Source organism: Pseudomonas sp. MPB26 (assembly GCF_046605355.1).
GTDB lineage: Bacteria > Pseudomonadota > Gammaproteobacteria > Pseudomonadales > Pseudomonadaceae > Aquipseudomonas > Aquipseudomonas cedrina.
Genome location: NZ_CP176793.1, coordinates 5,184,989 through 5,211,100 on the forward strand (window position 1 = coordinate 5,184,989; position 26,112 = coordinate 5,211,100).

Consider the following 26,112-nt stretch of genomic DNA (forward strand, 5'->3'; position numbering starts at 1 on the left):
GTGGTGTTCGTCAATGCTAGCTCGGGTTTGTGTGGTCTTCCTGAAATTGATGTAACCCCTGATGACACCTCACGCCACGCCTCCCATCCCTCGCTAATTTTTCCCTCTGCGGTTCGTTTTATAGGGACGACGTGCCTTTGTGCTTCCTGCCTATTGCTCCGGACTCCAAGAAATGAATGCTGAAGACTCCTTGAAACTTGCTCGCCGGTTTATCGGGTTGCCCCTGGAAAAGCGCCAACTGTTCCTGCAGGCCTTGCAGAAAGAGGGCGTGGATTTTTCCCGGTTTCCGATTCCGGCAGGAGTGGAAGTGGAGGATCGCCAGGCGCCGTCCTACGCCCAGCAACGCATGTGGGTCCTGTGGCAATTGGACCCCGCCAGTGGCGCCTACAACCTGCCCGGTGCCGTACGGCTCAAGGGCACGCTGGACCTTGGCGCGCTGGAGCAGGCGTTTGCCAGCCTGGTCGCGCGCCATGAAACATTGCGCACCGTGTTCCGGCGCCAAGCGGATGAGCGTCTGATGCAAGTCGCCCTTGAGCCGTCGCTGGCGGTAGAGCACCTGGATTTCAGTGAGCTGGCCGTCCGCGAGCGTGAACAGGCCGTCAGCGAAGCCGCGACCCGTCAATCGCTGCTGCCGTTCGACCTGGAAAACGGCCCGCTGCTGCGTGTGCAATTGCTCAAGCTCGCTGCGCAGGAGCACGTGTTGCTGCTGACCCTGCACCACATCGTTTCCGATGGCTGGTCGATGAATGTGCTGATCGACGAGTTCATCCGCTGCTACGACGCCCACGAGCGCAATGCCGAACCGCAACTGCCGGCCTTGCCGATCCAGTACGGTGACTATGCCCTGTGGCAGCGGCGTTGGCTTGAAGCGGGAGAGCAGGCCCGCCAGCTCGACTATTGGCAGGCGCGCCTGGGTGATGAGCACCCCGTGCTGGAACTGCCGACGGACCGTCCGCGTCCGTCCATGCCTAGCTACCGGGGCGCGCGTCATGATTTCGCGATCGACCCGCAGCTGGCCGCACAGTTGCGCACCTGCGCGCAAAAGCACAACGTCACCCTGTTCATGTTATTGCTCGGCGCTTTCAACGTGCTGCTGCATCGGTATACCGGGCAGGGCGATATCCGCGTCGGCGTGCCGATCGCCAACCGCAACCGCACCGAAGTCGAAGGGCTGATCGGCTTTTTCGTCAATACCCAAGTCCTGCGCACCGAGCTGACCGGGCAAACCCGCGTCAACGAACTGCTGCAAAGCATCAAGGAACACGCGCTGGGCGCCCAGGCTCATCAGGAGCTGCCATTCGAGCGTCTGGTGGAGGCGCTCAAGGTCGAGCGCAGCCTGAGCCATACGCCGCTGTTCCAGGTGATGTACAACCACCAGCCGGTCGTCGCCGATATCGCCTCGGTCAGCACCGCCTCCGGCCTGGAGCTGGCGCTGGTGGAATGGCAAGCCCGCACCACCCAGTTCGACCTGACCCTGGACACCTACGAAAAATCCGGCACCCTGCACGCCGCGTTGACTTACGCCACTGACCTGTTCGACGCCGCGTCCATCCAGCGCATGGCCGGGCATTGGCTCAGCCTGTTGCAGGCCATGGTCGCCGACGGTGAGCAGCGTATCGGCGAGTTGCCGATGTTGGCCCCGGACGAACAGCAGGTGCTGGTCCACGCCTGGAACCAGACAGCCAGGACTTACCCGACCGAGCGCGGCGTTCATCACCTGATCGAAGACCAGGTGCACGCCACGCCCGATGCACCGGCGCTGGTGTTCGGCGCTACCACATTGACTTACGCCCAGCTTGATGCGCGCGCCAACAGACTGGCCCATGCCCTGCGCGAGAAGGGCGTCGGCCCTGACGCCCTGGTGGGGATCTGCGTCGAGCGCTCCATCGAAATGGTGGTGGGCCTGCTGGCCATTCTCAAGGCCGGTGGCGCCTACGTCCCGCTGGACCCCGAATACCCCCGGGAACGCCTGGCCTATATGGTCGAGGACAGCGGCATCCAATTGCTGCTCAGCCAGCACAGCCTGTTGCCGTTGCTGCCTGTCGGGGGCATTCAGGTGATCGCCCTGGACCAGCCCGACGGCTGGCTCGACAGCTACGGCACCGAAGCGCCGGATGTCAGCCTGCACGCGCTGAACCTGGCCTACGTGATCTACACCTCAGGTTCCACCGGTAAGCCCAAGGGGGCGAGCAACAGCCATCGCGCGTTGGTCAACCGCCTGTGCTGGATGCAACAAGCCTATGGCCTGGATGCCAGCGATGCAGTGCTGCAGAAAACCCCGTTCAGCTTCGACGTGTCGGTGTGGGAATTCTTCTGGCCACTGATGACCGGCGCACGCCTGGTCGTTGCGGCGCCAGGCGAACACCGCGAACCGGCACGCCTGATCGAGACCATCGCGCAGCAAGGCATTACCACCTTGCACTTTGTGCCCTCGATGCTCCAGGCCTTTATCCATGAGCCGGGTGTACAGGCTTGCACCCAATTGCAGCGCATCGTCTGCAGTGGCGAAGCCCTGCCGCTGGATGCGCAACTGCAGGTGTTCGCCAAGTTACCGCAGGTTGCTTTGTTCAACCTCTACGGCCCGACCGAAGCCGCCATCGACGTGACTCACTGGACCTGCATCGACGAAGGCGCCGACAGCGTGCCCATCGGCCGGCCCATCGCCAACCTAGGTACCTACGTGCTCGATGCACAGCTCAACCCGGTGCCCGCCGGCGTCAGCGGCGAACTGTACCTGGGCGGCATCGGCCTGGCGCGCAGTTACCATCGGCGCCCGGCGTTGACCGCCGAGCGTTTTGTGCCGAGCCCCTTCGATGACGGCGCACGCCTGTATCGTACGGGCGACCGTGTGCGCCAGCGCGCCGACGGTGTGATCGAGTACCTGGGCCGTCTCGACCATCAGGTCAAGTTGCGCGGCCTGCGGATCGAGCTGGGCGAGATCGAGGCGCGCCTGCTGCAACACCCGTCGGTGCGCGAAGCCGTTGTGCTGGTGCAGGGCGGCAAGCAACTGGTGGCTTACCTGGTGCTGGAAGACCAGGCTCCGGCCGACCTCAAGACGTGGCTTCTCGACAGCCTGCCTGAATACATGGTGCCGACCCATATGGTGCACCTGGCCAAGCTGCCGGTAACCGCCAACGGCAAGCTCGACCGCAAGGCCTTGCCATTACCCGACGCCACGCCACAACAGGCGTATGCCGCACCGGAAAACGCGCTGCAAAAAGTCCTGGCCGCAATCTGGAGCGATGTGCTCGGTGCCGCGCAGATCGGCCTGGACGACAACTTTTTCGAGCTGGGCGGTGATTCGATCATCTCCATCCAGGTGGTCAGCCGTGCCCGCCAGGCGGGCATTCGCCTCAGCCCACGGGACTTGTTCCAGTACCAGAACATCCGCAGCCTGACGCGCGTGGCGACCTTTGAGCAAGCGAGCGTTATCGACCAAGGGCCGGTCACCGGCGAGGTGATGCTGACCCCCGTGCAGCACAGTTTTTTCGAACAGGCGATCCCGGCGCGTCAACATTGGAACCAGTCGTTGCTGCTGACCCCGCGTGAAACCCTCGAACCTGTACGTCTGGAAGCGGCCCTGGTCCAGTTGATCAACCATCACGACGCCCTGCGCCTGCGGTTTGTGCGCCATTCGCAAGGTTGGCTGCAAACCCATGCCGAGTGGGTGGCAACGCCCGAGTTGTGGCAAACCCAGGCCGCCGACGACGCTCAGTTGGCCGCACTTTGCGACAAAGCCCAGCGCAGCCTCGATCTTGCACAGGGCCCGCTGTTGCGTGCGGTCCTGATCGCCATGGCCGATGGCAGCCAACGCCTGTTGCTGGTGGTGCATCACCTGGTGGTAGACGGCGTGTCGTGGCGCATCCTGCTCGAAGACCTGCAACAGGCTTACAGCAACGCCGCACTGCCGGCCAAGACCAGCGCCTATCAGCACTGGGCGCAACAGTTGCAGGCCCATGCGCAGACCCTGGACGCTCAACTGCCGTACTGGCAGGCGCAGACCGCGACCGCCGAGCTGCCCTGCGACAACCCCCAGGGCGGCCTGCAAAACCGACTGGGCAGCCAGCTCGAAATCCGCCTCAGCGCCGAACACACCCGTCAACTGCTGCAAGACGCTCCGGCGGCCTATCGCACCCAGGTCAACGACCTGTTGCTGACCGCACTGGCGCGCGTCATCACGCGTTGGAGCGGCCAGCCCGCCGCGTTGATCCAGCTGGAAGGTCATGGTCGCGAAGACCTGTTCGACTCGGTTGACCTGAGCCGTACCGTCGGCTGGTTCACCAGCCTGTTTCCGGTGCGCCTAGAGGCCGATGGCGAGCTGTCGAGCGCAATCAAATCGGTCAAGGAGCAACTGCGCGCCGTGCCGGGCAAAGGCCTCGGCTACGGCGTGCTGCGCTACCTCGGCACGCCTGACGCTCGCGCCACCTTGTCGAACCTGGCCGCGCCACGCATCACCTTCAACTACCTGGGCCAGTTCGACCGCCAGTTCAACGAGTCGGCGCTGTTCGTCCCGGCCACCCAGGGCAGCGGCCAGGCCCAGGATCCTGAAGCGCCGCTGGCCAACTGGCTGACGGTGGAAGGGCAGGTGTATGGCGGGGAACTGGCGCTGCGGTGGGGTTTCAGCCGGGCGATGTTCGAGGCGGCAACTGTACAACGCCTGGCCGATGACTATGCGGCTGAGCTCAAGGCCCTGATCGCGCATTGCTGCGCCACACCGGCGGGGCAGGTCACGCCCTCGGACTTTCCGCTGGCGCGCCTGACCCAGCAGCAATTGGACGCTTTGCCCCTCGGGGGACCGGCCATTGCCGATATCTACCCGTTGTCCCCGATGCAACAGGGCATGTTGTTCCACACGCTGTATGAGCCTGAGGCCGAGGCATACATCAACCAGTTGCGCCTGGACATCGAAGGTTTGGACCTGCTGGTGTTCGGCCGTGCGTGGCAAGCCGCGCTGGATCGCCATGACATCCTGCGCAGCAGCTTTCACTGGCTCGGCCTGGACAGCGCCCATCAGGTGATCCAGCGCCAAGCCGATGTGCAGCTGCACGTGATCGAAGACATCGGTGCCGATTTCGATGCGCTCGCCGCTGCCGAGCGTGAGAAAGGTTTCGCGCTGAATACGGCGCCGTTGTTTCGCCTGATGCTGGTGCGCGGTGCCGGCAGCACCTGGCACCTGATCTTCACCAGCCATCACGTTCTCATGGACGGCTGGAGCAATGCGCAGTTGCTGGGCGAAGTCATTGCTCACTATGCCGGGCAAACCGTACCGGCGCCGCTGGGGCAGTTCCGCGACTACCTGGGCTGGCTGCAACAGCAAGCTTCAGGCGAGAAATTCTGGAAGGCCACCTTGGCACCGTTGCAAGCGCCAACCTTGCTGGCGCAGGCACTGCGTGTACCGGCCGAAGGCCAAGGGATGGCTGACCATCAGGTGGTGCTGGGCGAAGATTTCACGTGTGCCCTCGCCGAGTTTGCCCGTCGCCAGAAAGTCACGCTCAACACTGTGCTTCAAGGGGCCTGGAGTCTGTTGCTGCAACGCTATACCGGGCAGGACTGCGTGGCCTTCGGTGCCACCGTCGCGGGGCGCTCGGCACCTTTGCCGGGCATCGAGCAGCAACTGGGCCTGTTTATCAATACGCTGCCCATCGTCAGCGCGGCCTCGCCGGCGCTGTCGGTTGCCGCCTGGCTGGAGGCGCTGCAAGCCCTCAACCTGAGCCTGCGTGATCACGAGCATGTGCCGCTCTATGACATCCAGGGCTGGGCCGGACAACAGGGAAGTGCACTGTTCGACACCTTGCTGGTATTCGAAAACTTCCCCGTGGCCGAAGCCTTGAAACAAGGCGCGCCCGCAGGCTTGACGTTCGGCCGCCTGCACAACCACGAACGGACCCATTATCCACTGACCCTGGGCATCGAGTTGGGCGCCAGCCTGCGCCTCGAATTCGGCTACGATCAGGCGCGTTTCAGCGCTCAACAGATCGCTCGACTGAGCGGCAATCTGCAACACCTGCTGGCGCAGATGCTCGCCAATGCCCAGGCGCCCCTGGGCGACCTGTGCCTGTTTGACGAAACTGCGCGGCGCGACGTGCTCGCCCTCAGTCAATCGCCCGGTACCGTCCAGCATCGTCTTCGCGTGCACGAACGCATTGCGGCCCAGGCCGCCGCCACGCCTGACGCGCTGGCGGTGCAGGCGGGCGCTACGTGCTTGAGCTACGCGCAGCTCAATGAGCAGGCCAACCGTCTTGCCCATCGCCTGCTGGAGCAGGGCGTTGGTCCAGGCCAGCGCGTCGGCCTGGCGGCTCGACGCGGCCCGCAGTTGATTGTCAGCCTGCTGGCAGTGCTCAAAAGCGGCGCTGCCTATGTGCCACTGGACCCGAACTATCCTGCCGAACGCCTGAACTTCATGCTGACGGACAGCCGCCTGGACCTGCTGCTCAGCGAAACCGGGCTGCTGTCCGACCTGGCGCTGCCCCGTGGGCTCAAGCGCGTGGACTTCACGGCGTCCGGCGCAGAGCTGGCAGGCTACCCGTCAACCAATCCACCCAACCACGCAGCCACTGCCGACCTGGCCTATGTGATCTACACCTCCGGTTCAACCGGGCTGCCCAAGGGCGTGGCCATCGACCATGCTGCCCTCGGCCAGTTCTGTGACAGTGCCGAGGCCTACAGCCGGTTGAGCGCTACGGATCGCGTGCTGCAATTCGCGACCTTCAGCTTCGATGGCTTCGTCGAACAGTGCTTCCCGCCACTGTGTGTGGGCGCCGCATTGGTCATGCGCGGCGATGAATTGTGGGACGCCGGGCAACTGGCCCGGCACATCGTCGAGCAAGGCGTGACGCTGGCGGATTTGCCCGCTGCTTACTGGTATTTGCTGGCCAAGGAATGCGCCATCGACCAGCGTACGCTGGGCAGCCTGCGCCAAGTGCATGTGGGAGGCGAGGCGATGTCGGTGGAAGGGTTGCGCGCCTGGTTCGCCGCCGGCTTGGGCGGTGTGCGCCTGGTCAACACCTATGGGCCCACCGAGGCCACCGTGGTGTCCAGCGTGCATGATTGCCGCTTGGCCGATGCCAGCGATGCGTTTGGCGTGCCGATTGGCCGGGCGATCAAGGGTCGTTCGTTGTATGTGCTCGACAGCGGTTTCGAACTGCTGGCCACCGATGGCGTCGGCGAGTTGTGTATCGGTGCCGAGCAGGGCCTTGCCCAAGGCTACTTTGACCGCCCGGCGTTGACCGCAGAACGGTTTCTGCCGGACCCGTTTTCCGCTGTGCCGGGAGCAAGGCTGTATCGCAGCGGCGACCTGGCCCGTTACAACGCGGTGGGTGCGCTGGAGTACGTCGGTCGCATCGACCATCAAGTCAAGATCCGTGGGTTCCGTGTGGAAACGGGCGAGATCGAAGCCAGCCTGCAAGCGCTGCCGCAGCTGCGTGAAGTCGCCGTTATCGCGCAATCGAGCGGGACGGGCACTCACCTGGTGGCGTATGTGGTCCCGGCTAACGGGCAAACCCTGGATTCACAGGCCCTGGCGGCCACCTTGCGTCAGTCCCTGCCGGACTACATGGTGCCTGGCCACTGGGTCGTCCTGCACGCCTTGCCCTTGAATAACAGCGGCAAGCTGGACCGCCGCGCGTTACCGGCGCCGGATCTGAGCCAGGTGCGCCAGGCCTACCTGGCGCCACGCGATGTCCTGCAGACGCGATTGGCCGCCATCTGGCAAGCAGTGTTGCAGGTGGAGAACGTCGGGCTCAATGACCACTTCTTCGAACGTGGCGGCCATTCGCTGCTGGCCACCCAAGTGATTTCCCGGGTGCGCCATGAACTGAAATTGGAAGTGCCATTGCGCGCCCTGTTTGAGCAACCGACCCTGGAAGGCTTCGCGGCGGCTTGCGCAGGGTTGCAAGCCGACTCGGCACCGGCGTTGGTGGCTGTGCCGCGTGGCCAACCCCTGGCGCTGTCCTTCGCCCAGGAGCGCCAATGGTTCCTGTGGCAACTGGACCCGCAAAGCGCCGCCTACCATGTCCCGAGCGCGTTACATCTGCGCGGTCGATTGGACGTCGTAGCGCTGGAGCAGGCATTGCAGTGTCTGGTGCAACGCCATGAACCGTTGCGCACCACCTTTGTGGAGGAAGGCGAGCACACCTGGCAGGTAATTCACCCAAGCCTGGCCGTGCTGATCGAACAACAGCAGGTGGAGGCCTCGGCGATCGAATATGCCGTGGCCCACGAAATCCAGCGCCCGTTCGACCTGGTCAATGGCCCGTTGATGCGCGTCAGGTTGCTGGAGGTCGAGGCCGAGCACCATGTGCTGGTAATCACCCAGCATCACATCGTCTCCGACGGTTGGTCGATGCAGGTGATGGTCGACGAATTGATGGCGCTCTATCAGGATCAGGGCCAGGCTCAATTGCCTGCGTTGCCCATTCAGTACGCCGATTATGCCCAGTGGCAACGGCACTGGATGGCGGCCGGCGAAAAACAGCGTCAACTCGATTACTGGCACATGCGTCTCGGCATTGAGCATCCGGTGCTTGAGTTGCCGCTGGATCATCCACGGCCGGCGGTGCAAAGCCATCGCGGTGCGCGCCAGCACATTCCTCTGGACCATGCGCTTGTCTCTGAGCTCAAGGCCCTTGCCCTGCGTCAGGATGTGACCCTGTTCGTGCTGCTGCTGGCGTCGTTCCAGACCCTGCTGCATCGCTATAGCGGTCAGTCCCGGATCCGCGTCGGCGTGCCGATCGCCAACCGCAATCGCCTGGAAACCGAGCGTCTGGTAGGTTTCTTCGTCAACACCCAGGTGTTGCAGGCCGACATGCACGGGCACATGGCATTCGACCAATTGCTCGTCCAGGTCAAGCAGCGTGCCCTGGAGGCCCAGGCCCACCAGGACCTGCCGTTCGAACAACTGGTGCAAGCCCTGCAGCCCGATCGCAGCCTCAGCCATAACCCGCTGTTCCAAGTGATGTTCAACCATCAGGACAGCTTGCGTGCCGCCCCGGCGCAGTTGCCTGGCCTGGACTTCAAGGCGGTGGATTGGGCGGGGCAAAGCACTCAGTTCGACCTGAACCTTGAGACCGAAGAATCCGCCGAAGGCCTGTGGGCATCCCTGACCTACGCCACCGACCTGTTCGACGCCGCGACTATCCAACGCCTGGCCGAGCACTGGCAAAACCTGTTGCGCGCGGTAGTGCGTGATGCCGCCCAGGCCGTGGATGAACTGACCATGCTCAGTGTGTCGCAATGGCACCAGATGGTCGAAACCTGGAACGACACCGCTGTCGACTATCCCCGTGAGCGCTGCGTGCATCACTTGATCGAGGCCCAGGCGCTGGCCCGGCCGGATGCACTGGCGCTGCAGTTCAACGGACAAACCCTCACCTACGGCGAACTCAACCGCCGCGCCAACCGGCTGGCCCATCGCCTGGTCGCGGCGGGTGTGGGGCCAGACGTACTGGTGGCGGTGCATGTCGAGCGTTCCCTGGACATGGTGGTCGGCTTGCTGGCGACCCTCAAGGCCGGTGGCGCGTATGTGCCGCTCGACCCGCAATTCCCGGCGGACCGCCTGGCCTTTATGCTCGAAGACAGCCGCGCGCGGGTGCTGCTGACCCAGCCGCACCTGGACGGCAGGCTGGCGCTATCGCAGGGTTTGCAGGTGCTGATGGTCGATGATGGCAACGTCCCAGCGCACGACGGCGCCGATCGCAACCCGCAGGTCAACGTCACACCGGATCACCTGGCCTACGTCATCTATACCTCCGGCTCCACCGGTAGACCCAAGGGTGTGATGGTGCGTCATCAGGCGCTGTGCAGCTTTACCTGTGGCATGGCCGGCACCCTTGATATCGGCGTTGACGCCCGGGTGTTGTCGCTGACGACGTTCTCGTTCGACATCTTCGCCCTTGAGCTGTACGTGCCGCTGGCGGTCGGCGCTGCGGTGTTGCTGAGTGGCCAGGAACTGGCCCTCGACCCGCAAGCGATCATCGACCTGCTGCACAGCCAGTCGGCTAACGTGCTGCAAGCCACGCCGTCGACCTGGCGCATGCTGCTGGAAAGCCCGCATGCCCGATTGCTGCGCGGTATCAAGTGCCTGTGCGGCGGTGAGGCCCTGCCCAAGGATTTGGCCCAACGCATGCTCGACCTGCAAGGGCCGGTGTGGAACCTCTATGGCCCCACCGAAACCACCATCTGGTCGGCGGCCCATCGTCTGGACGACACCCAGCCTTACGTCGGAAGGCCTATCGCCAATACCGTGCTGTTCATTCTCAATGCGGGGCTGACGCCAAGCCCGTTGGGTACGGCCGGTGAGCTGCTGATCGGCGGTGTCGGCCTGGCGCGTGGTTACCACGAGCGCCCCGCGCTGACGGCCGAGCGTTTTGTGCCGAACCCGTATGGTACGCCAGGTGAGCGGCTGTACCGCACCGGCGACCTGGCCCGCTACCGAGCCGAGGGCGTGGTGGAATACATCGGCCGCGTCGACCATCAGGTCAAGGTGCGTGGGTTCCGAATCGAACTGGGCGAAATCGAAGCCTGCCTGCGTGAGCAGGCGGGGGTGCGCGAAGCCGTGGTCCTGGCTGACAACGACCGCTTGATCGCCTACCTGGTCAGCTCCGCGCCCGATGCCCCTGAGGTTTATAAGACGGCCCTGCGCGAGCGTCTACCGGACTATATGGTGCCTGCGCACCTGATATTCCTCGACTGCCTGCCACTGACCCCCAACGGCAAACTCGATCGCAAGGCATTGCCACCGGTGAACACGGTGCTTTTGAGCAAAGGCCATGTGGCGCCAGTAACACCGCGTGAGCAGCAGATCGCGGCCATTTGGGCCGAGGTGCTGGACCTGCCACGGGTCGGCCTTGACGACCACTTCTTCGAGTTGGGTGGGCATTCGCTGTTGGCCACGCGGGTGATGTCGCGGGTTCGTCAGGCGCTGGCGCTGGAAGTGGCGCTCAAGACCCTGTTCGAACATCCGCTGCTGGGTGACTTCGTGCGCGCCCTGGGCGAGGAGGGCGTGCGTGCGCCAGCCATGCTCAAGGTCGACCGCAGTCAACCGCTGCCGCTGTCCTATGCCCAGGAGCGCCAATGGTTCCTCTGGCAACTGGACCCGCAAAGCACCGCGTATCACATCCCCAGCGCATTGCGTTTGAAAGGGCACCTGGACCTGGCTGCACTGCAACGCAGTTTCGACACCTTGCTGGCACGCCATGAAAGCCTGCGCACCCATGTGCGCCAGGACGCAGCCGGCACGGTGCAGGTCATTGAAGACTCGGGACTGATCGAAATAGAGCTGGCTGACACTGATGAATCCAGCCTGAAAGCGCGGGTCGCTGAGGTGGTTGCGCAGCCGTTCGAGCTGCTGCGCGGGCCGCTGCTGCGGGTCACGTTGCTGCGCCTGGCCACAAATGATCACGTTCTGGTGCTGGTGCAGCACCACATCGTCTCCGATGGCTGGTCAATGCAATTGATGGTCGAAGAGCTGGTGCACCTGTATGGCGCTTTCAGCCAGGGCCAAGCGCCAGACTTGCCGGCCTTGCCGATCCAGTACGCCGACTACGCCCTGTGGCAGCGCAGCTGGATGGAAGCCGGCGAGAAGGCCCGTCAACTGGGCTACTGGCAGGCCCGATTGGGGGGCGAGCAGCCGGTGTTGGAGTTGCCTTTGGACTATCTGCGCCCTGCCGTACAAAGCCATCGTGGCGCGCGTTTGGGCATCGAGCTGCGCCCAGAGCTTCTGTTGGGTTTGCGTAGCCTGGCACAGGGCGCCGGAGTCACCTTGCCGATGGTGCTGCTGGCGTCCTACCAGGCGTTGCTGCACCGCTACAGTGGCCAGGAAGACGTGCGCGTCGGCGTGCCGATTGCCAACCGCAATCGCCTGGAAACGGAGGGGCTTATCGGTTTCTTCGTTAATACCCAGGTGCTCAAGGCCGATATCCACGGGCAGATGAGCGTGGTGCAATTGCTTCAACAGGTGCGCCAGCGTTCCCTTGAGGCCCAGGCTCACCAGGACCTGCCCTTCGAGCAGTTGGTAGAAGCGCTGCAGCCCGAGCGCAGCATGAGCCTGAGCCCGCTGTTCCAGGTGCTGTTCAACCATCGCGTGACCTCGGCCGATCGTCATTGGCAGCGCCTCGCCGGACTCGACGTCAGCGTGCTGAACTGGGATGAAGGCGTGGCCCAGTACGACCTGGCATTGGACGTGGAGGAAAGCCAGGCGATGCTGCGTGCCTCCTTGAGCTACGCCACCGACCTGTTCGCTCCCGCGACCATCGAGCGCATGGCGGGTCACTGGCAGAACCTGCTGCAGGCGATGGTTGCCGACCAACAGCAAACCATCGGCCAATTGAACCTGCTGGGCGAGGACGAGCAACAGCAGATCCTGCAGCTGTGGAACCAGACGGACGCGGGCTTCTCGTCCGAGCGCCTGGTTCACGAACGTGTCGCCGACCGCGCCGCTGAAACCCCTCAAGCAGTGGCCGTGAAATTCGACGCGCAAACCCTCACCTATGGTGAACTGGACCGCCAGGCCAATCGCCTGGCCCATGCCCTGATCGCCCGTGGCGTCGGCCCCGAAGTACGCGTGGCGATTGCCATGCCACGCAGTGCCGAGAGCCTGGTGGCATTCCTGGCGGTGATGAAAGCCGGTGGCGTCTACGTGCCGCTGGATATCGAATACCCGCGTGATCGCCTGCTGTACATGATGCAGGACAGCCGTGCGAAGTTGCTGCTGACCCACAGCCGTGCCTTGCAGCAACTGCCGATTCCCGCAGGGCTGGACACCCTGGCAATCGACCGCACCGAAGACTGGGCCGATTACAGCGACACCTCACCTGAGGTGAAGCTGGACGGTGACAACCTGGCCTACGTGATCTACACCTCGGGTTCCACCGGCATGCCCAAAGGCGTGGCGGTGTCCCACGGCCCGTTGGTGGCGCACATCATCGCCACTGGCGAACGGTATGAAACGTCCCCGGCCGATTGCGAACTGCACTTCATGTCGTTCGCTTTCGACGGCGCCCACGAAGGCTGGATGCACCCGCTGATCAATGGAGCGAGCGTGCTGGTCCGCGATGACAGCCTGTGGCTGCCCGAATACACCTACGCGCAGATGCATCGCCACAACGTGACCATGGCCGTGTTCCCGCCGGTGTACCTGCAGCAACTGGCCGAACATGCCGAACGTGACGGTCATCCACCGAAGGTGCGCGTGTACTGCTTTGGCGGTGATGCCGTCGCCCAAGCCAGCTACGACCTGGCCTGGCGCGCACTCAAGCCGACCTACCTGTTCAACGGCTACGGCCCGACCGAAACCGTGGTGACGCCACTGCTGTGGAAGGCGCGCCAGGGCGACCCGTGCGGCGCGGTCTACGCGCCGATCGGCACGCTGCTGGGCAACCGCAGCGGCTACGTGCTGGACGCGCACCTCAACCTGCAACCGATCGGCGTGGCCGGTGAGTTGTACCTGGGCGGCGAGGGCGTGGCGCGGGGTTATCTGGAGCGTGCGGCATTGACCGCCGAGCGCTTCGTGCCGGACCCGTTCGGCAAGCCCGGCAGCCGCGTGTATCGCAGCGGCGACCTGACCCGTGGCCGTGCGGATGGCGTGGTGGACTACCTCGGCCGTGTCGACCATCAGGTGAAGATCCGTGGTTTCCGCATCGAACTGGGCGAGATCGAAGCCGGTCTGCGCGAGCAGGACAGCGTCGGCGAAACCGTGGTGGTGGCCCAGGACGGCCCGACCGGCAAGCAGTTGGTCGCATATGTGGTGCCCGCAGACGCCAGCCTGGCCGACCAGGCCGAGTTCCGCGACAGCTTGCGCCGGGCCCTGAAAACCCGCCTGCCGGATTACATGGTGCCGGCGCATTTCATGTTCCTGGCGCAAATGCCGCTGACCCCCAACGGCAAGCTCGACCGCAAGGGCCTGCCCGAACCGGATGCGAGCCTGCTGCAACAGGCCTATGTCGCTCCCGAAACCGAGCTGGAGCAGCAGATCGCCGCGATCTGGGCCGACGTGCTGCGCCTGCCGCAGGTGGGCCTGAACGACAACTTCTTCGAGGTAGGCGGCCACTCCCTGCTGGCGATCCAGATTACCTCGCGGGTCCAGGCCGAACTGGGGCTTGAAGTGCCGCTGGTGGAAGTGTTCCACACTGAAACGCTGCGCGCCTACGTGCAGGCCGCCGCCACCTTCCGCGCCGGCAGCGCGGAAGATTTTGATGACCTTCGTGATTTTTTGAGCGAACTAGAGGCGATTTGAACCATGCTTTCCAACCCTAATATCGATCTGGTTTCGCGCTTTCTTCGCCTGCCTCTGGAACAGCGTCAGCAGTTTTACCAGCGCCTGCAAAGCCGCGGCATGAGCTTCGCTCAATTGCCGATTGCCTCGATCCGCGAGGACGGTGAGCACCTGCCGCTGTCCTACGCCCAGGAACGCCAGTGGTTTCTTTGGCAATTGGACCCTGAAAGCGCCGCGTATCACGTCCCCGGTGCCCTGCGCCTGAGCGGGCGCCTGGACAAGGCCGCCCTGCAACGCAGTTTTGATGCCCTGGTGGCGCGCCACGAAAGCCTGCGCACCCGCCTGCTACAGGACGGCGAACGTCTGCTGCAATACGTAGTGCCCGAGGCTCACGTCGAGATCCACCAAGACCTTGCCGATGAGCCGCAACTGATGGCGCGGGTCGAAGCCGAAGTCGCCCGGCCTTTCGATCTGCAAGCGGGACCGCTGTTGCGCGTAATCCTGCTGCAATTGGCTGGAAACGAACATGTACTGCTGATGGTGCAGCACCACATCATTTCCGATGGTTGGTCGATGCAGGTGATGGCCAACGAACTGGTGCAGCTCTACGCCGCTTTCAGCCAAGACCAGGATGTGCAACTGCCGGGCTTACCGATTCAGTACCCCGACTATGCCCTGTGGCAGCGCAGTTGGATGGAAGCCGGGGAGAGCGCCCGTCAACTGGCTTACTGGCAGGAGCTGCTGGGCGGTGAACAACCGGTGTTGGAGTTGCCTTTCGACCACCCGCGTCCGGCGCAGCAAAGCCATCGTGGCGCCAGCCTGCAAATGCATTTACAGCCGGAGCTGGTGGCCAGTATCAAGCACCTGGCGCAGCAAGAGGGCGCGACGCCGTTCATGTTGTTGCTGGCGTCGTTCCAGACCCTGCTCTTTCGCTACAGCGCCCAGTCGGATATTCGCATTGGCGTGCCGAATGCCAACCGCAACCGCGTGGAAACCGAGCGGCTGATCGGCTTTTTCGTTAATACCCAGGTGCTCAAGGCTGACCTTGACGGGCAGATGACATTTGCCGAGCTGCTGCAACAGGCCAAGCGTCGCTCCCTGGAAGCGCAGGCGCACCAGGATTTGCCGTTTGAGCAGTTGGTGGTGGCGTTGCAACCCGAGCGCAGCCTGAGCCACAACCCATTGTTCCAAGTGATGTTCAACCACCAGACCGACGCCCAAGGCGGGCGCGGCGACCAGCAATTACCTGGTCTGCGGGTCGCGGAGCTGGACTGGCAGAGCCAGACCACGCATTTCGACCTGAGCCTGGACACCCACGAATCGACCGAAGGCATCTGGGCGGCGCTGACCTACGCCACCGATTTATTCGAAACTGCAACCATCGAGCGCTTGGCGCAACATTGGCAAAACCTGCTCCAGGCCGTGGTCAATGCCCCCCACAGCCGTCTTTGTGAACTGCCGATGCTGGGTGAGCAGGAACAGCACCTGATGCTCACGCACTGGAACACTCCAGCCACCGCCGCTGCGCCTCAAGCCGTGTACCAGCTGTTCGAAGCCCAGGCCCGCGAACATCCGGCACGTCAGGCGCTGGTGCTGGATGACCAGACGCTCAGCTACGGTGAGTTGAACCGCCAGGCCAATCGCCTGGCGCATTATTTGATTGCCCAGGGCGTAGGCCCGGAAGTGCTGGTAGGGATCGCGGTTGAGCGTTCCTTTGCCATGGTGATCAGCTTGCTCGCCGTGCTCAAGGCGGGTGGCGCCTACGTGCCCCTTGACCCTGAGTACCCGCGTGAACGCTTGGTGCATATGATCGAGGACAGTGGTGTGCACCTGGTGCTGACCCAATCCCACCTGCGTCAAAGCTTACCGCTGCCGGCGCATTTGGCAGCCCTGGAGATCGACGTGGCCGACGCGCAGTTGGCACGGTGTGCCAATCACGATCCCGCTGTCGATTTCGAACCGCACAGCCTGGCCTACGTGATCTACACCTCGGGCTCCACCGGCAAGCCCAAAGGCGTTGCCATCAGCCATGCGGCGCTGAGCGAGTTCGCTGGCATCGCTGCCGATTACTCGTGTCTGGTCGCGGATGATCGGGTGTTGCAGTTCGCAACCTTGAACTTCGATGGTTTTGTCGAGCAGCTCTACCCGGCCTTGACCCTGGGCGCGACCGTTGTGTTGCGTGGCCCGCAACTGTGGGACGGCGCTGACCTGTACCGGCAGATCATCGGCCAAGGTATCACCCTGGCCGATTTGCCGACGGCTTATTGGAAACTGTTCCTGCACGATTGCCTGGCGGCGGGGCCGCGGCCGTACGGCGCGTTGCGCCAGGTTCATATCGGTGGCGAAGCCATGCCGCTGGACGGGCCGGCGATGTGGTGTCGTGCAGGGCTGGGGCATGTGCGTCTGCTCAACACGTACGGGCCTACCGAGGCCACCGTGGTGTCCAGCGTGCTCGACTGCAGCAACGACCACGCGGTGATCGGCGCCACTGCCAGCCCGATCGGCCACGCGTTGCCGGGACGGGCCCTGTATGTGCTGGACGGCGACCTTAACCTATTGCCTGTCGGAGCCGTGGGCGAGCTTTATATTGCAAGTGCCAGCGGCTTGGCTCGCGCCTATTTGCACCGTCCAAGCCTGACCGCCGAGCGTTTTGTCGCCGACCCGTTCAGCAGGCTGGGCGAGCGTCTTTATCGCACCGGCGACCTGGCGCGTTATCGCGTTGACGGGGTGATTGAATATGTCGGCCGCGTCGACCACCAGGTAAAAATCCGTGGTTTCCGTATCGAATTAGGTGAGATCGAAGCGTTGCTGCTGGCTCAGGCGGCTGTTCGCCAGGCGTTCCTGCTGGCTGCCGACAACCAACTGGTGGCTTATCTGGTACCGGCGCAGCCGCTGTCCGAAGAGCAGCAACTTGCGGTCGCTGAGCGACTTAAGACCACATTGCGTCAGCAACTGCCCGATTACATGGTGCCGGCGCACCTGATCTTCCTGGACCGCATGCCGCTGAACCCTAACGGCAAGCTCGACCGCCAGGCGCTGCCCAATCCCGGCGTCAGCGTGGCGCTACAGGCGTGGCAGGCTCCGGTTACGCAGCTGCAACAGCAGGTTGCGACGATCTGGGCCGGTATCCTTGGCGTCGAGCGTGTGGGCCTGACGGATCATTTCTTCGAACTGGGTGGGCATTCCCTGCTGGCCATGCAGGTGGTGTCGCGCATTCGTCAGGCCATGGGCCTGGAAGTCCCGCTCAAGATGCTGTTCGAACAGCCGTGCCTGGCTGGGTTTGTCGCCGCGCTGACGACCCAGGACCCTGCTGCACCGAAAGCGCCCCCCCTGGTGCCGGTAGGGCGGGACCAGCCATTGCCGCTGTCCTATGCCCAGGAGCGTCAATGGTTTTTGTGGCAACTGGAGCCGCAAAGCGCCGCGTACCACATCCCCAGCGCCCTGCGTTTGAAAGGCCAGCTTGACCTGGCGGCCTTGCAACGCAGTTTCGACGCTTTGTTGGCGCGCCATGAAAGTCTGCGCACCCATTTGCGCCAGGAGCGCGACCGCACGGTTCAAATCGTTGAACCACAGGTTTCGTTGCAAATCGCGCGCGATGATGTGGCAGAAGGTGAACTCAAGGCGCGTGTCGAAGCCGAGATCGCACAGCCTTTCGACCTGCAACAGGGTCCGTTGCTGCGGGTGTCGCTGCTTCGTCTGGCCATTGACGAGCACGTGCTGGTGCTGGTGCAGCATCACATCGTCTCCGACGGTTGGTCGATGCAACTGATGGTCGAGGAACTGGTGCAACTCTACGCGGCTTACAGCCAGGGCGAAGTCCTTGAGTTGCCGGCGCTGCCGATTCAATACGCGGACTACGCGTTGTGGCAGCGCACCTGGATGGAGGCGGGCGAGAAAGAGCGTCAACTGACCTACTGGCACGACATGCTGGGCGGTGAGCAGAGCGTGCTGGAGTTGCCCTTCGACCACCCGCGCCCGGCCGTGCAAAGCCACCGTGGTGCGCGCTTGGCTGTCGAGCTGGCACCCACGCTGACCCAGGACCTCAAAGCCCTGGCACAGCAGCAGGGCGTAACCCTGTTCATGCTGCTGTTGGCATCGTTCCAAACCTTGCTGTACCGCTACAGCGGCCAGGAAGAGATCCGCGTCGGGGTGCCGATCGCCAACCGCAATCGCAGCGAGACCGAGCGGCTGATCGGTTTCTTCGTCAACACTCAGGTGCTCAAGGCCGATCTTCATGGCCAGATGAGTGTCGAGCAGCTGTTGCAGCAGACCCGTCAACGCGCGCTGGATGCGCAGTCCCATCAGGACCTGCCGTTCGAGCAACTGGTGGAGGCGCTTCAACCCGAGCGGAGCCTGAGCCACAACCCGCTGTTCCAAGTCATGTTCAACCACCAGACCGATGTCGGCCAGGCGCAGTTCCAACACCAACTTCCCACGCTTTCGGTAGAAGGGCTGGAGTGGGAAAGCAAGACCGCGCATTTCGACCTGGACCTGGATATCCAGGAGTCCACCGAAGGCATCTGGGCCACGCTGGGCTATGCACAGGACCTGTTTGAAGCCAGCACCGTGCAACGCATGGCACGCCACTGGCAGAATCTGTTGCAGGGCATGGTTGCCAACCCACGGCAACACCTCAGCCAATTGAGCCTGCTGGACCCCGCCGAGCAGCAGCAGATTCTTCAACTCTGGGATCGCACCGGCTCTGGCTTCTCGGCTCAGCGCCTGGTGCACGAGCGGGTGGGCGACCGCGCTCGGGAAACCCCTGACGCGGTGGCGGTGAAGTTCGCCGAGCAACAGATGACCTACGGTGAGCTGGACCGCCAGGCCAACCGCCTGGCCCATGCACTGATCGCCCGTGGTGTAGGCCCGGAAGTGCGCGTAGCGATTGCCATGCCGCGCAGTGCCGAGATCATGGTGGCGTTCCTTGCGGTCATGAAGGCCGGCGGCGTGTACGTGCCGCTGGATATCGAATACCCGCGTGATCGCCTGCTGTACATGATGCAGGACAGTCGCGCCCGACTACTGTTGACCCATTCGTCGGTGCAACAGCGGCTGCCTATCCCGGACGGGTTGGAGGCGCTCGCCGTCGACCAGGCGCAGGCGTGGTCCGATTACAGCGACACCGCGCCAGCGGTGACCCTGGACGGCGACAACCTGGCCTACGTGATCTACACCTCCGGCTCCACCGGCATGCCCAAGGGCGTGGCGGTGTCCCACGGCCCGCTGGTGGCGCACATCATCGCCACTGGCGAGCGGTATGAAACGTCACCGGCCGATTGCGAGCTGCACTTCATGTCGTTCGCCTTCGACGGCGCCCACGAAGGCTGGATGCACCCGCTGATAAACGGCGCGAGCGTATTGATCCGTGATGACAGCCTGTGGTTGCCGGAATACACCTATGAACAAATGCACCGCCATAACGTGACGATGGCTGTGTTCCCGCCGGTATACCTGCAGCAACTGGCCGAACATGCCGAGCGTGACGGCAACCCTCCAGCCGTTCGTGTGTATTGCTTTGGCGGTGACGCGGTAGCCCAGGCCAGCTACGACCTGGCTTGGCGCGCACTGAAACCGACCTACCTGTTCAACGGCTACGGCCCGACCGAAACCGTGGTCACGCCATTGCTGTGGAAGGCGCGCAAAGGCGACCCGTGCGGTGCGGTTTACGCCCCCATCGGCACGTTGCTGGGCAACCGCAGCGGCTACGTGCTGGATTCGCAACTCAACCTGCAACCTATCGGTGTAGCCGGTGAGTTGTATTTGGGCGGCGAGGGCGTGGCCCGCGGTTACCTGGAGCGTCCGGCACTGACCGCCGAGCGCTTCGTGCCGGACCCGTTCGGCAAGCCCGGCAGCCGCGTGTATCGCAGCGGTGACCTGACCCGGGGCCGCCCGGATGGTGTGGTGGATTACCTGGGGCGTGTTGACCATCAGGTAAAAATCCGTGGTTTCCGTATTGAACTCGGCGAAATCGAAGCGCGCCTGCGCGAGCAGGACAGCGTGGGCGAAACCGTGGTGATTGCCCAGGAAGGCCCGAGCGGCAAGCAACTCGTCGCCTACGTGGTACCGTTGGACCCGCTGCTCATCAACGACTCAGTCGCCCAGTCGGCATGCCGCGAAGCCCTGCGTCGCGCCCTGAAAACCCGTCTGCCGGACTACATGGTGCCCACGCACCTGATGTTCCTTGAACGCATGCCGCTGACGCCGAACGGCAAGCTCGACCGCAAGGGCCTGCGGCGTCCGGATGTGAGCCAGATGCAGCAGGTGTATGTGGCGCCGCAGAGTGAACTGGAGCAGAAAATCGCCGCGATCTGGTGCGACGTGCTACGCCTGCCACAAGTCGGTGTGCATGATAACTTCTTCGAATTGGGAGGCGACTCGATCATCTCGATCCAGGTGGTCAGCCGTGCCCGCCAGGCCGGTGTGCACTTTACGCCCAAGGATCTGTTCCAGCATCAGACGGTGCAGAGCCTGGCGGCGGTCGCCCGGGAAGGTGAGGGCGCGGTCGTGCTGGATCAATCGCCATTGACGGGCGAGTTACTATTGTTACCGATTCAGCAGGCATTTTTCGCCGATGACATTCCCCAGCGCCATCACTGGAACCAGTCCGTAGTATTACGGCCACATCAGGCATTGCAGGCGCCGGTATTGGTGGCGGCGCTAGAGGCTTTGATCGTGCATCACGACGCGCTGCGCATCGGCTTCGTACAGGGCGCCGCAGGCTGGAGCGCGGCGTATCGAGGGCCGCAGCAACATCAGGCCGAGCAGATCCTGTGGCAGACCACGCTGAATACCATTGAAGAACTGGACGCCTTGGGTGAAGAAGCCCAGCGCAGTCTCGACCTGAGTGAGGGGCCGCTGCTGCGTACGGTGCTCGTCGACATGGCCGATGGTTCCCAGCGCTTATTGCTGGTGATCCACCACCTGGTGGTGGACGGCGTGTCCTGGCGCATTCTGCTGGAAGACCTGCAAACGGCTTACCACCACATTGCGCAAGGTGCCCCAGTGATCCTGCCAGCCAAGACCAGCGCGACCCGAGCCTGGGCCGGGCGCTTGCAAGCCTATGCGCGCAGCGCGAAGCTGGAGCAGGAACTGACCTGGTGGCAGGTGCAGTTGCAGGGCTGCCCGACGGGCCTGCCCGGAGCTGATCCGCAGGCCAACTTGAGCAACCGGCATGCGCTGAGTGTGACGACCCATCTGGATCAGGCATTCACTCGGCGCCTGTTGCAGGACGCGCCGAGCGCCTACCGCACCCAAATCAACGACCTGTTGTTGAGCGCACTGGCTCGCGTGATTGTGCGCTGGACCGGCGACGAGTCGATGCTGATCCGCCTGGAAGGCCATGGCCGCGAAGGCCTGTTCGATGAAATCGACCTGACCCGTACCGTTGGCTGGTTCACCAGCCTCTACCCTGTGAAGCTGACCCCGACCGAATCTCTGGCCGGTTCACTCAAGCAGATCAAGGAACAGTTGCGGGCGATTCCCGACAAGGGCCTGGGCTTTGGCGCCCTGCGTTACTTGGGCAATGCCGAGGCACAACAGGCGCTGAGTGAACTGCCGCACCCACGTATCACCTTTAACTACCTGGGCCAATTCGACGGCAGCTTTGAAGGCGGCGGACAACAAGGATTGTTCGCCCCCTCGGGCGACGCCAGTGGTGCCGAGCAGAGCACTGAGGCGCCATTGGGCAACTGGCTGGAAATCAACGGCCAGGTCTACGCTGGCGAGTTGAAGTTTAATTGGAGCTTCAGCCAGCAGATGTTCAGTGAGACGACCGTGCAACGCCTGGCGGACGACTATGCCGCCGAACTCAAGGCATTTATCGAGCATTGCTGCGTGCACCAGGGTGTGACGCCCTCGGACTTCCCTTTGGCGCGACTGTCCCAGGTACAACTGGACGCGTTGCCGCTGGCTCTATCTGATGTCGAAGACCTTTACCCGCTGTCGCCCATGCAGCAAGGCATGCTGTTCCAGTCGCTGTACGGCGAAGGTTCGGGTGACTACATCAACCAGATGCGCATCGATGTCGAAGGGTTGGATGCACCACGGTTCCGTCAAGCCTGGCAGGCGGCGGTCGACAGCCATGAGATTCTGCGCAGTGGTTTCCTTTGGCAGGCCGAGCTTGAGCAGCCTTTGCAGGTGGTCTACAAACAGCTGCGCATGCCGTTTGTCGAGCTTGATTGGCAGGGACGCGTGGACAGCGATGTGGCGCTTGATAGCCTGGCCGAGTCGGCAAGAGCACAAGGGTTTGTGCTGGAACAGGCGCCCTTGTTGAGCTTGACGGTGGTGCGTACCGGGCCGTCCAGCTATCACTTGATCTATACCAACCACCACATTCTGATGGATGGCTGGAGTGGTTCGCAGTTGTTTGGTGAGGTGTTGCAGCATTACGCCGGCGAACCGCTGCGTGCGCCTGTCGGCCGTTACCGTGATTACATCGCATGGCTGCAGGCTCAGGACAAATCGGTCAGCGAGGCGTTCTGGAAAGAGCAACTGCGGACCTTGCAGGAACCGACGCGTCTGGCCCGTGGTCTGCCGGCTGTGCAAGGCGAAACCCTGGCAGTCAACGGCGAGCATCGTCTGAGCCTGGACGCGAACCAGACCGAACGCCTCAAAGCATTCGCCCAAAGTAATAAGGTCACCCTCAATACGCTGGTTCAAGGCGCCTGGCTGTTGCTGCTGCAGCATCACACCGGGCAGGCCACTGTGGCGTTTGGCGCTACCGTCGCCGGTCGTCCGGCGGAACTGCGGGGTATCGAACAGCAGGTCGGTTTGTTCATCAACACCTTGCCTGTGGTTGCGACGCCGGACGCACAAATGTCAGTCAGCCAATGGCTGCAGCAGATCCAGGCGCAAAACGTGCGCTTGCGTGAGCAGGAGGATACGCCGCTGTTCGAGATCCAGCGCTGGGCGGGGTGGGGCGGTGAGGCGCTGTTCGACAGCATCCTGGTGTTCGAGAATTACCCGGTGTCTGAAGCGCTGGAACAGGGCGCGCCTTCGGGGCTGAAATTTGGTGCGGTCCACAGCCTGGAACAAACGCATTACCCGTTGACCGTGCTGCTTGGCATCGGTGAAACCCTGGGCCTTGAGTTCAATTACGACCGTCAGGCGTTCACCGCGACACATATTGCACAACTGGCCGAGCACTTCCAGCAGTTGCTGCAGGTAATGGCGGTGGATGGCGCCCAGCGTTTGGCGACGCTGCCATCGTTGGCCGAGACCGAGCGCCACAGGGTTTTGCACGCCTGGAACGGCACAGCTGAGGACTATCCGTTACACCTGGCTGTGCATCAACTGATCGAGGCCCAAGTCGTGCGCACGCCACACGCAGTGGCCTTGGTATTTGCCGGGAAGGCACTGAGCTACGCAGAGCTGAACCGCCGGGCGAACCGCTTGGCGCATCGCCTGATAGCCGTCGGGGTGGGGCCGGATGTGCTGGTGGGGCTTGCAGTCGAGCGTTCAATCGAAATGGTCGTCGGCCTGCTGGCGGTGCTCAAGGCGGGGGGCGCCTATGTGCCGTTGGACCCCGACTACCCCCGTGATCGGTTGGCGTACATGCTGCAAGACAGTGACGTGAAACTATTGTTGACCCAGGCCCACCTGCTGGAGCAACTGCCGATTCCAGAGGGCTTGCAACCTGTGGTGCTGAAGGAGGGCGCGGAGTGGTTACAGGCTTACCCCGAGCAGAATCCGGATGTCACCGTCCACAGCGAAAACCTCGCCTATGTGATCTACACCTCAGGCTCCACCGGACAGCCCAAAGGGGCGGGTAACCGTCATTCGGCACTTACCAACCGACTGTGCTGGATGCAGCAGGCGTATGGCCTGGAGGGGAATGACGCCGTTCTGCAGAAGACGCCTTTCAGTTTCGACGTGTCGGTGTGGGAATTCTTCTGGCCGTTGATGACCGGTGCGCGCCTGGTGGTGGCAGCGCCGGGCGACCATCGTGATCCGGCCAGGCTGGTGAGCCTGATCAACGCCGAACACGTCACGACGCTGCATTTTGTGCCGTCCATGCTCCAAGCGTTCTTGCAGGATGCTGGCGTAGGCTCTTGCCACAGCCTGCAACGAATTGTGTGCAGCGGCGAAGCGCTGCCGGTGGACGCCCAGCAACAAGTGTTCGCCAGGTTGCCAAGCGTGAATTTATACAACCTGTATGGGCCGACTGAAGCGGCCATCGACGTTACCCATTGGACCTGCGTGGATGAACGGGCCGATGTCGTACCGATTGGCCGACCGATCGCCAACCTGGCTTGCTATGTGCTGGACAGCAACCTGGAACCTGCACCGATCGGTGTGCTGGGCGAGCTCTACCTGGGAGGCGTCGGGCTGGCGCGAGGATATCATCGTCGGCCAGCGCTGACCGCCGGATGCTTCGTAACCGACCCGTTCGGCAGCGGTGGCCGCCTGTATCGCAGCGGTGACCTGGCGCGCTATCGCGATGACGGAGTCATTGAATACGCCGGGCGCATCGATCACCAGGTCAAGCTGCGTGGCTTGCGCATCGAATTGGGTGAAATCGAGGCGCGCCTGCTGGAGCATGAGTGCGTGCGCGAAGCAGCAGTGCTAGCGGTCGACGGGACGCACTTGGTCGGTTACTTGGTGTTGCAGGAGCCGCGTGATGACTGGAAAGCGCGAGTGGGTGAGCACCTGGTCAGGCATCTGCCGGACTATATGGTACCGACGCAGTGGGTCGTACTGACACAGATGCCGCTGAGCCCCAACGGCAAGTTGGACCGCAAAGCGCTGCCTAAACCCGAGGCGCAGGGATCGCAAGCGTACCAGGCCCCCGACAGTGTGCTTGAGCGGCAGGTCGCGGCGATCTGGCGTGATGTCCTCGATGTGGAGCGGGTAGGGCTGAACGACAACTTCTTCGAGTTGGGCGGCCACTCCTTGTTGGTGTTGATGCTCAAGGAACGTATCAGAAAAGTCAGCGGTGTCGGTTTATCTGTCAGCCAGTTGATGCTTAACCCGACAGTCCGTGGGCAGGTCAACTGTCTGCGGGGCGAGGCCGGTACTTCGTTGATCGTCAAGCTCAACAGCCAGGCCGAAGGCACCCCGCTGTTCATGTTCCACCCAAGTTTTGGCTCGGTACATTGCTACACCGCGATTGCCCTGGCGCTCAGGGAGCAACGCCCAGTGTTCGGGGTTATCTGCCGCGCATTGGCCGAAGACGGCGCAGAGGTGCCCGAATGGCAGGCCATGGTCGAGGACTACGCTGGGCAGCTCATGCTGGCGCGACCCCGAGGCGCCTTCCGCCTGGCAGGCTGGTCACTGGGCGGTAACCTGGCGATGGAAGTCGCCTACGTGCTGGAGCAAGCGGGACGCGACGTGGAGTTTGTCGGATGGGTCGACGCCGCGCCGCCGCAATGGCTTAAGCCCTATTGGCAGGCGGTGGTCACGGAAGATGATCGCGAAGTATCGGTCAATGAGCGGCGTGCGGCTTTGTTGGGCGTGATGTTTCCGGCATTTGCCGAGCAGATTCAGGCAGCCTGGCAGCAGTGCCTGCGCGACATCAACGATGACGCTGCCCAGTGGCATGCCTTCGTCGCCTGGGCCGAACAGCACCTGGGCCAGGCTTTCATCGACATCAAGGAAGAGTTACTGCGCGGTAACGAGGCGCAGATTTCCTGGGCGATCGACCATGCGCTCAGTGAGCGTCTATCGGCCGCGGACTTCAAGCCTATCAAGGCTCCGGTCAGCTGTTGGTGGGCGTCGCTGAGCCGCGCCGGACAGTTCAAGGACCTGATCGAGCAGAACATGGCAAACACGATTATTCAGGGGCGAATCGAGCGTTCGGTGGTGATCGAGACGGATCATGACGGCATCATCGACAATTCCGAGTTTATCGCCAGCCTGGTGGCCGCCATGGCGTAACGCGCCGCTCCAACAACAAACCCGGATCA

The 26,112-nt window shown here is 63.2% G+C and carries 2 protein-coding genes; both read left to right on the forward strand.

Annotated features, from left to right (window positions below; genetic code table 11):
* The first annotated feature begins 172 nt into the window (after positions 1-172).
* Complete coding sequence (locus ACLH0H_RS23840) at positions 173-14,230, forward strand: non-ribosomal peptide synthase/polyketide synthase (protein WP_411379898.1); 14,058 nt, start codon at positions 173-175, stop codon at positions 14,228-14,230.
* A gap of 114 nt (positions 14,231-14,344) precedes the next feature.
* Positions 14,345-26,083 (forward strand): non-ribosomal peptide synthase/polyketide synthase, encoded by an 11,739-nt coding sequence (locus ACLH0H_RS23845; RefSeq protein WP_411382455.1) that lies wholly within the window; start codon positions 14,345-14,347, stop codon positions 26,081-26,083.
* Positions 26,084-26,112 lie beyond the last annotated feature (29 nt).

Bases quoted from the DNA above. Each gene is read 5' to 3' on its own strand.
- ACLH0H_RS23840 (WP_411379898.1), top strand. From the start codon at position 173: ATGAATGCTGAAGACTCCTTGAAACTTGCTCGCCGGTTTATCGGGTTG.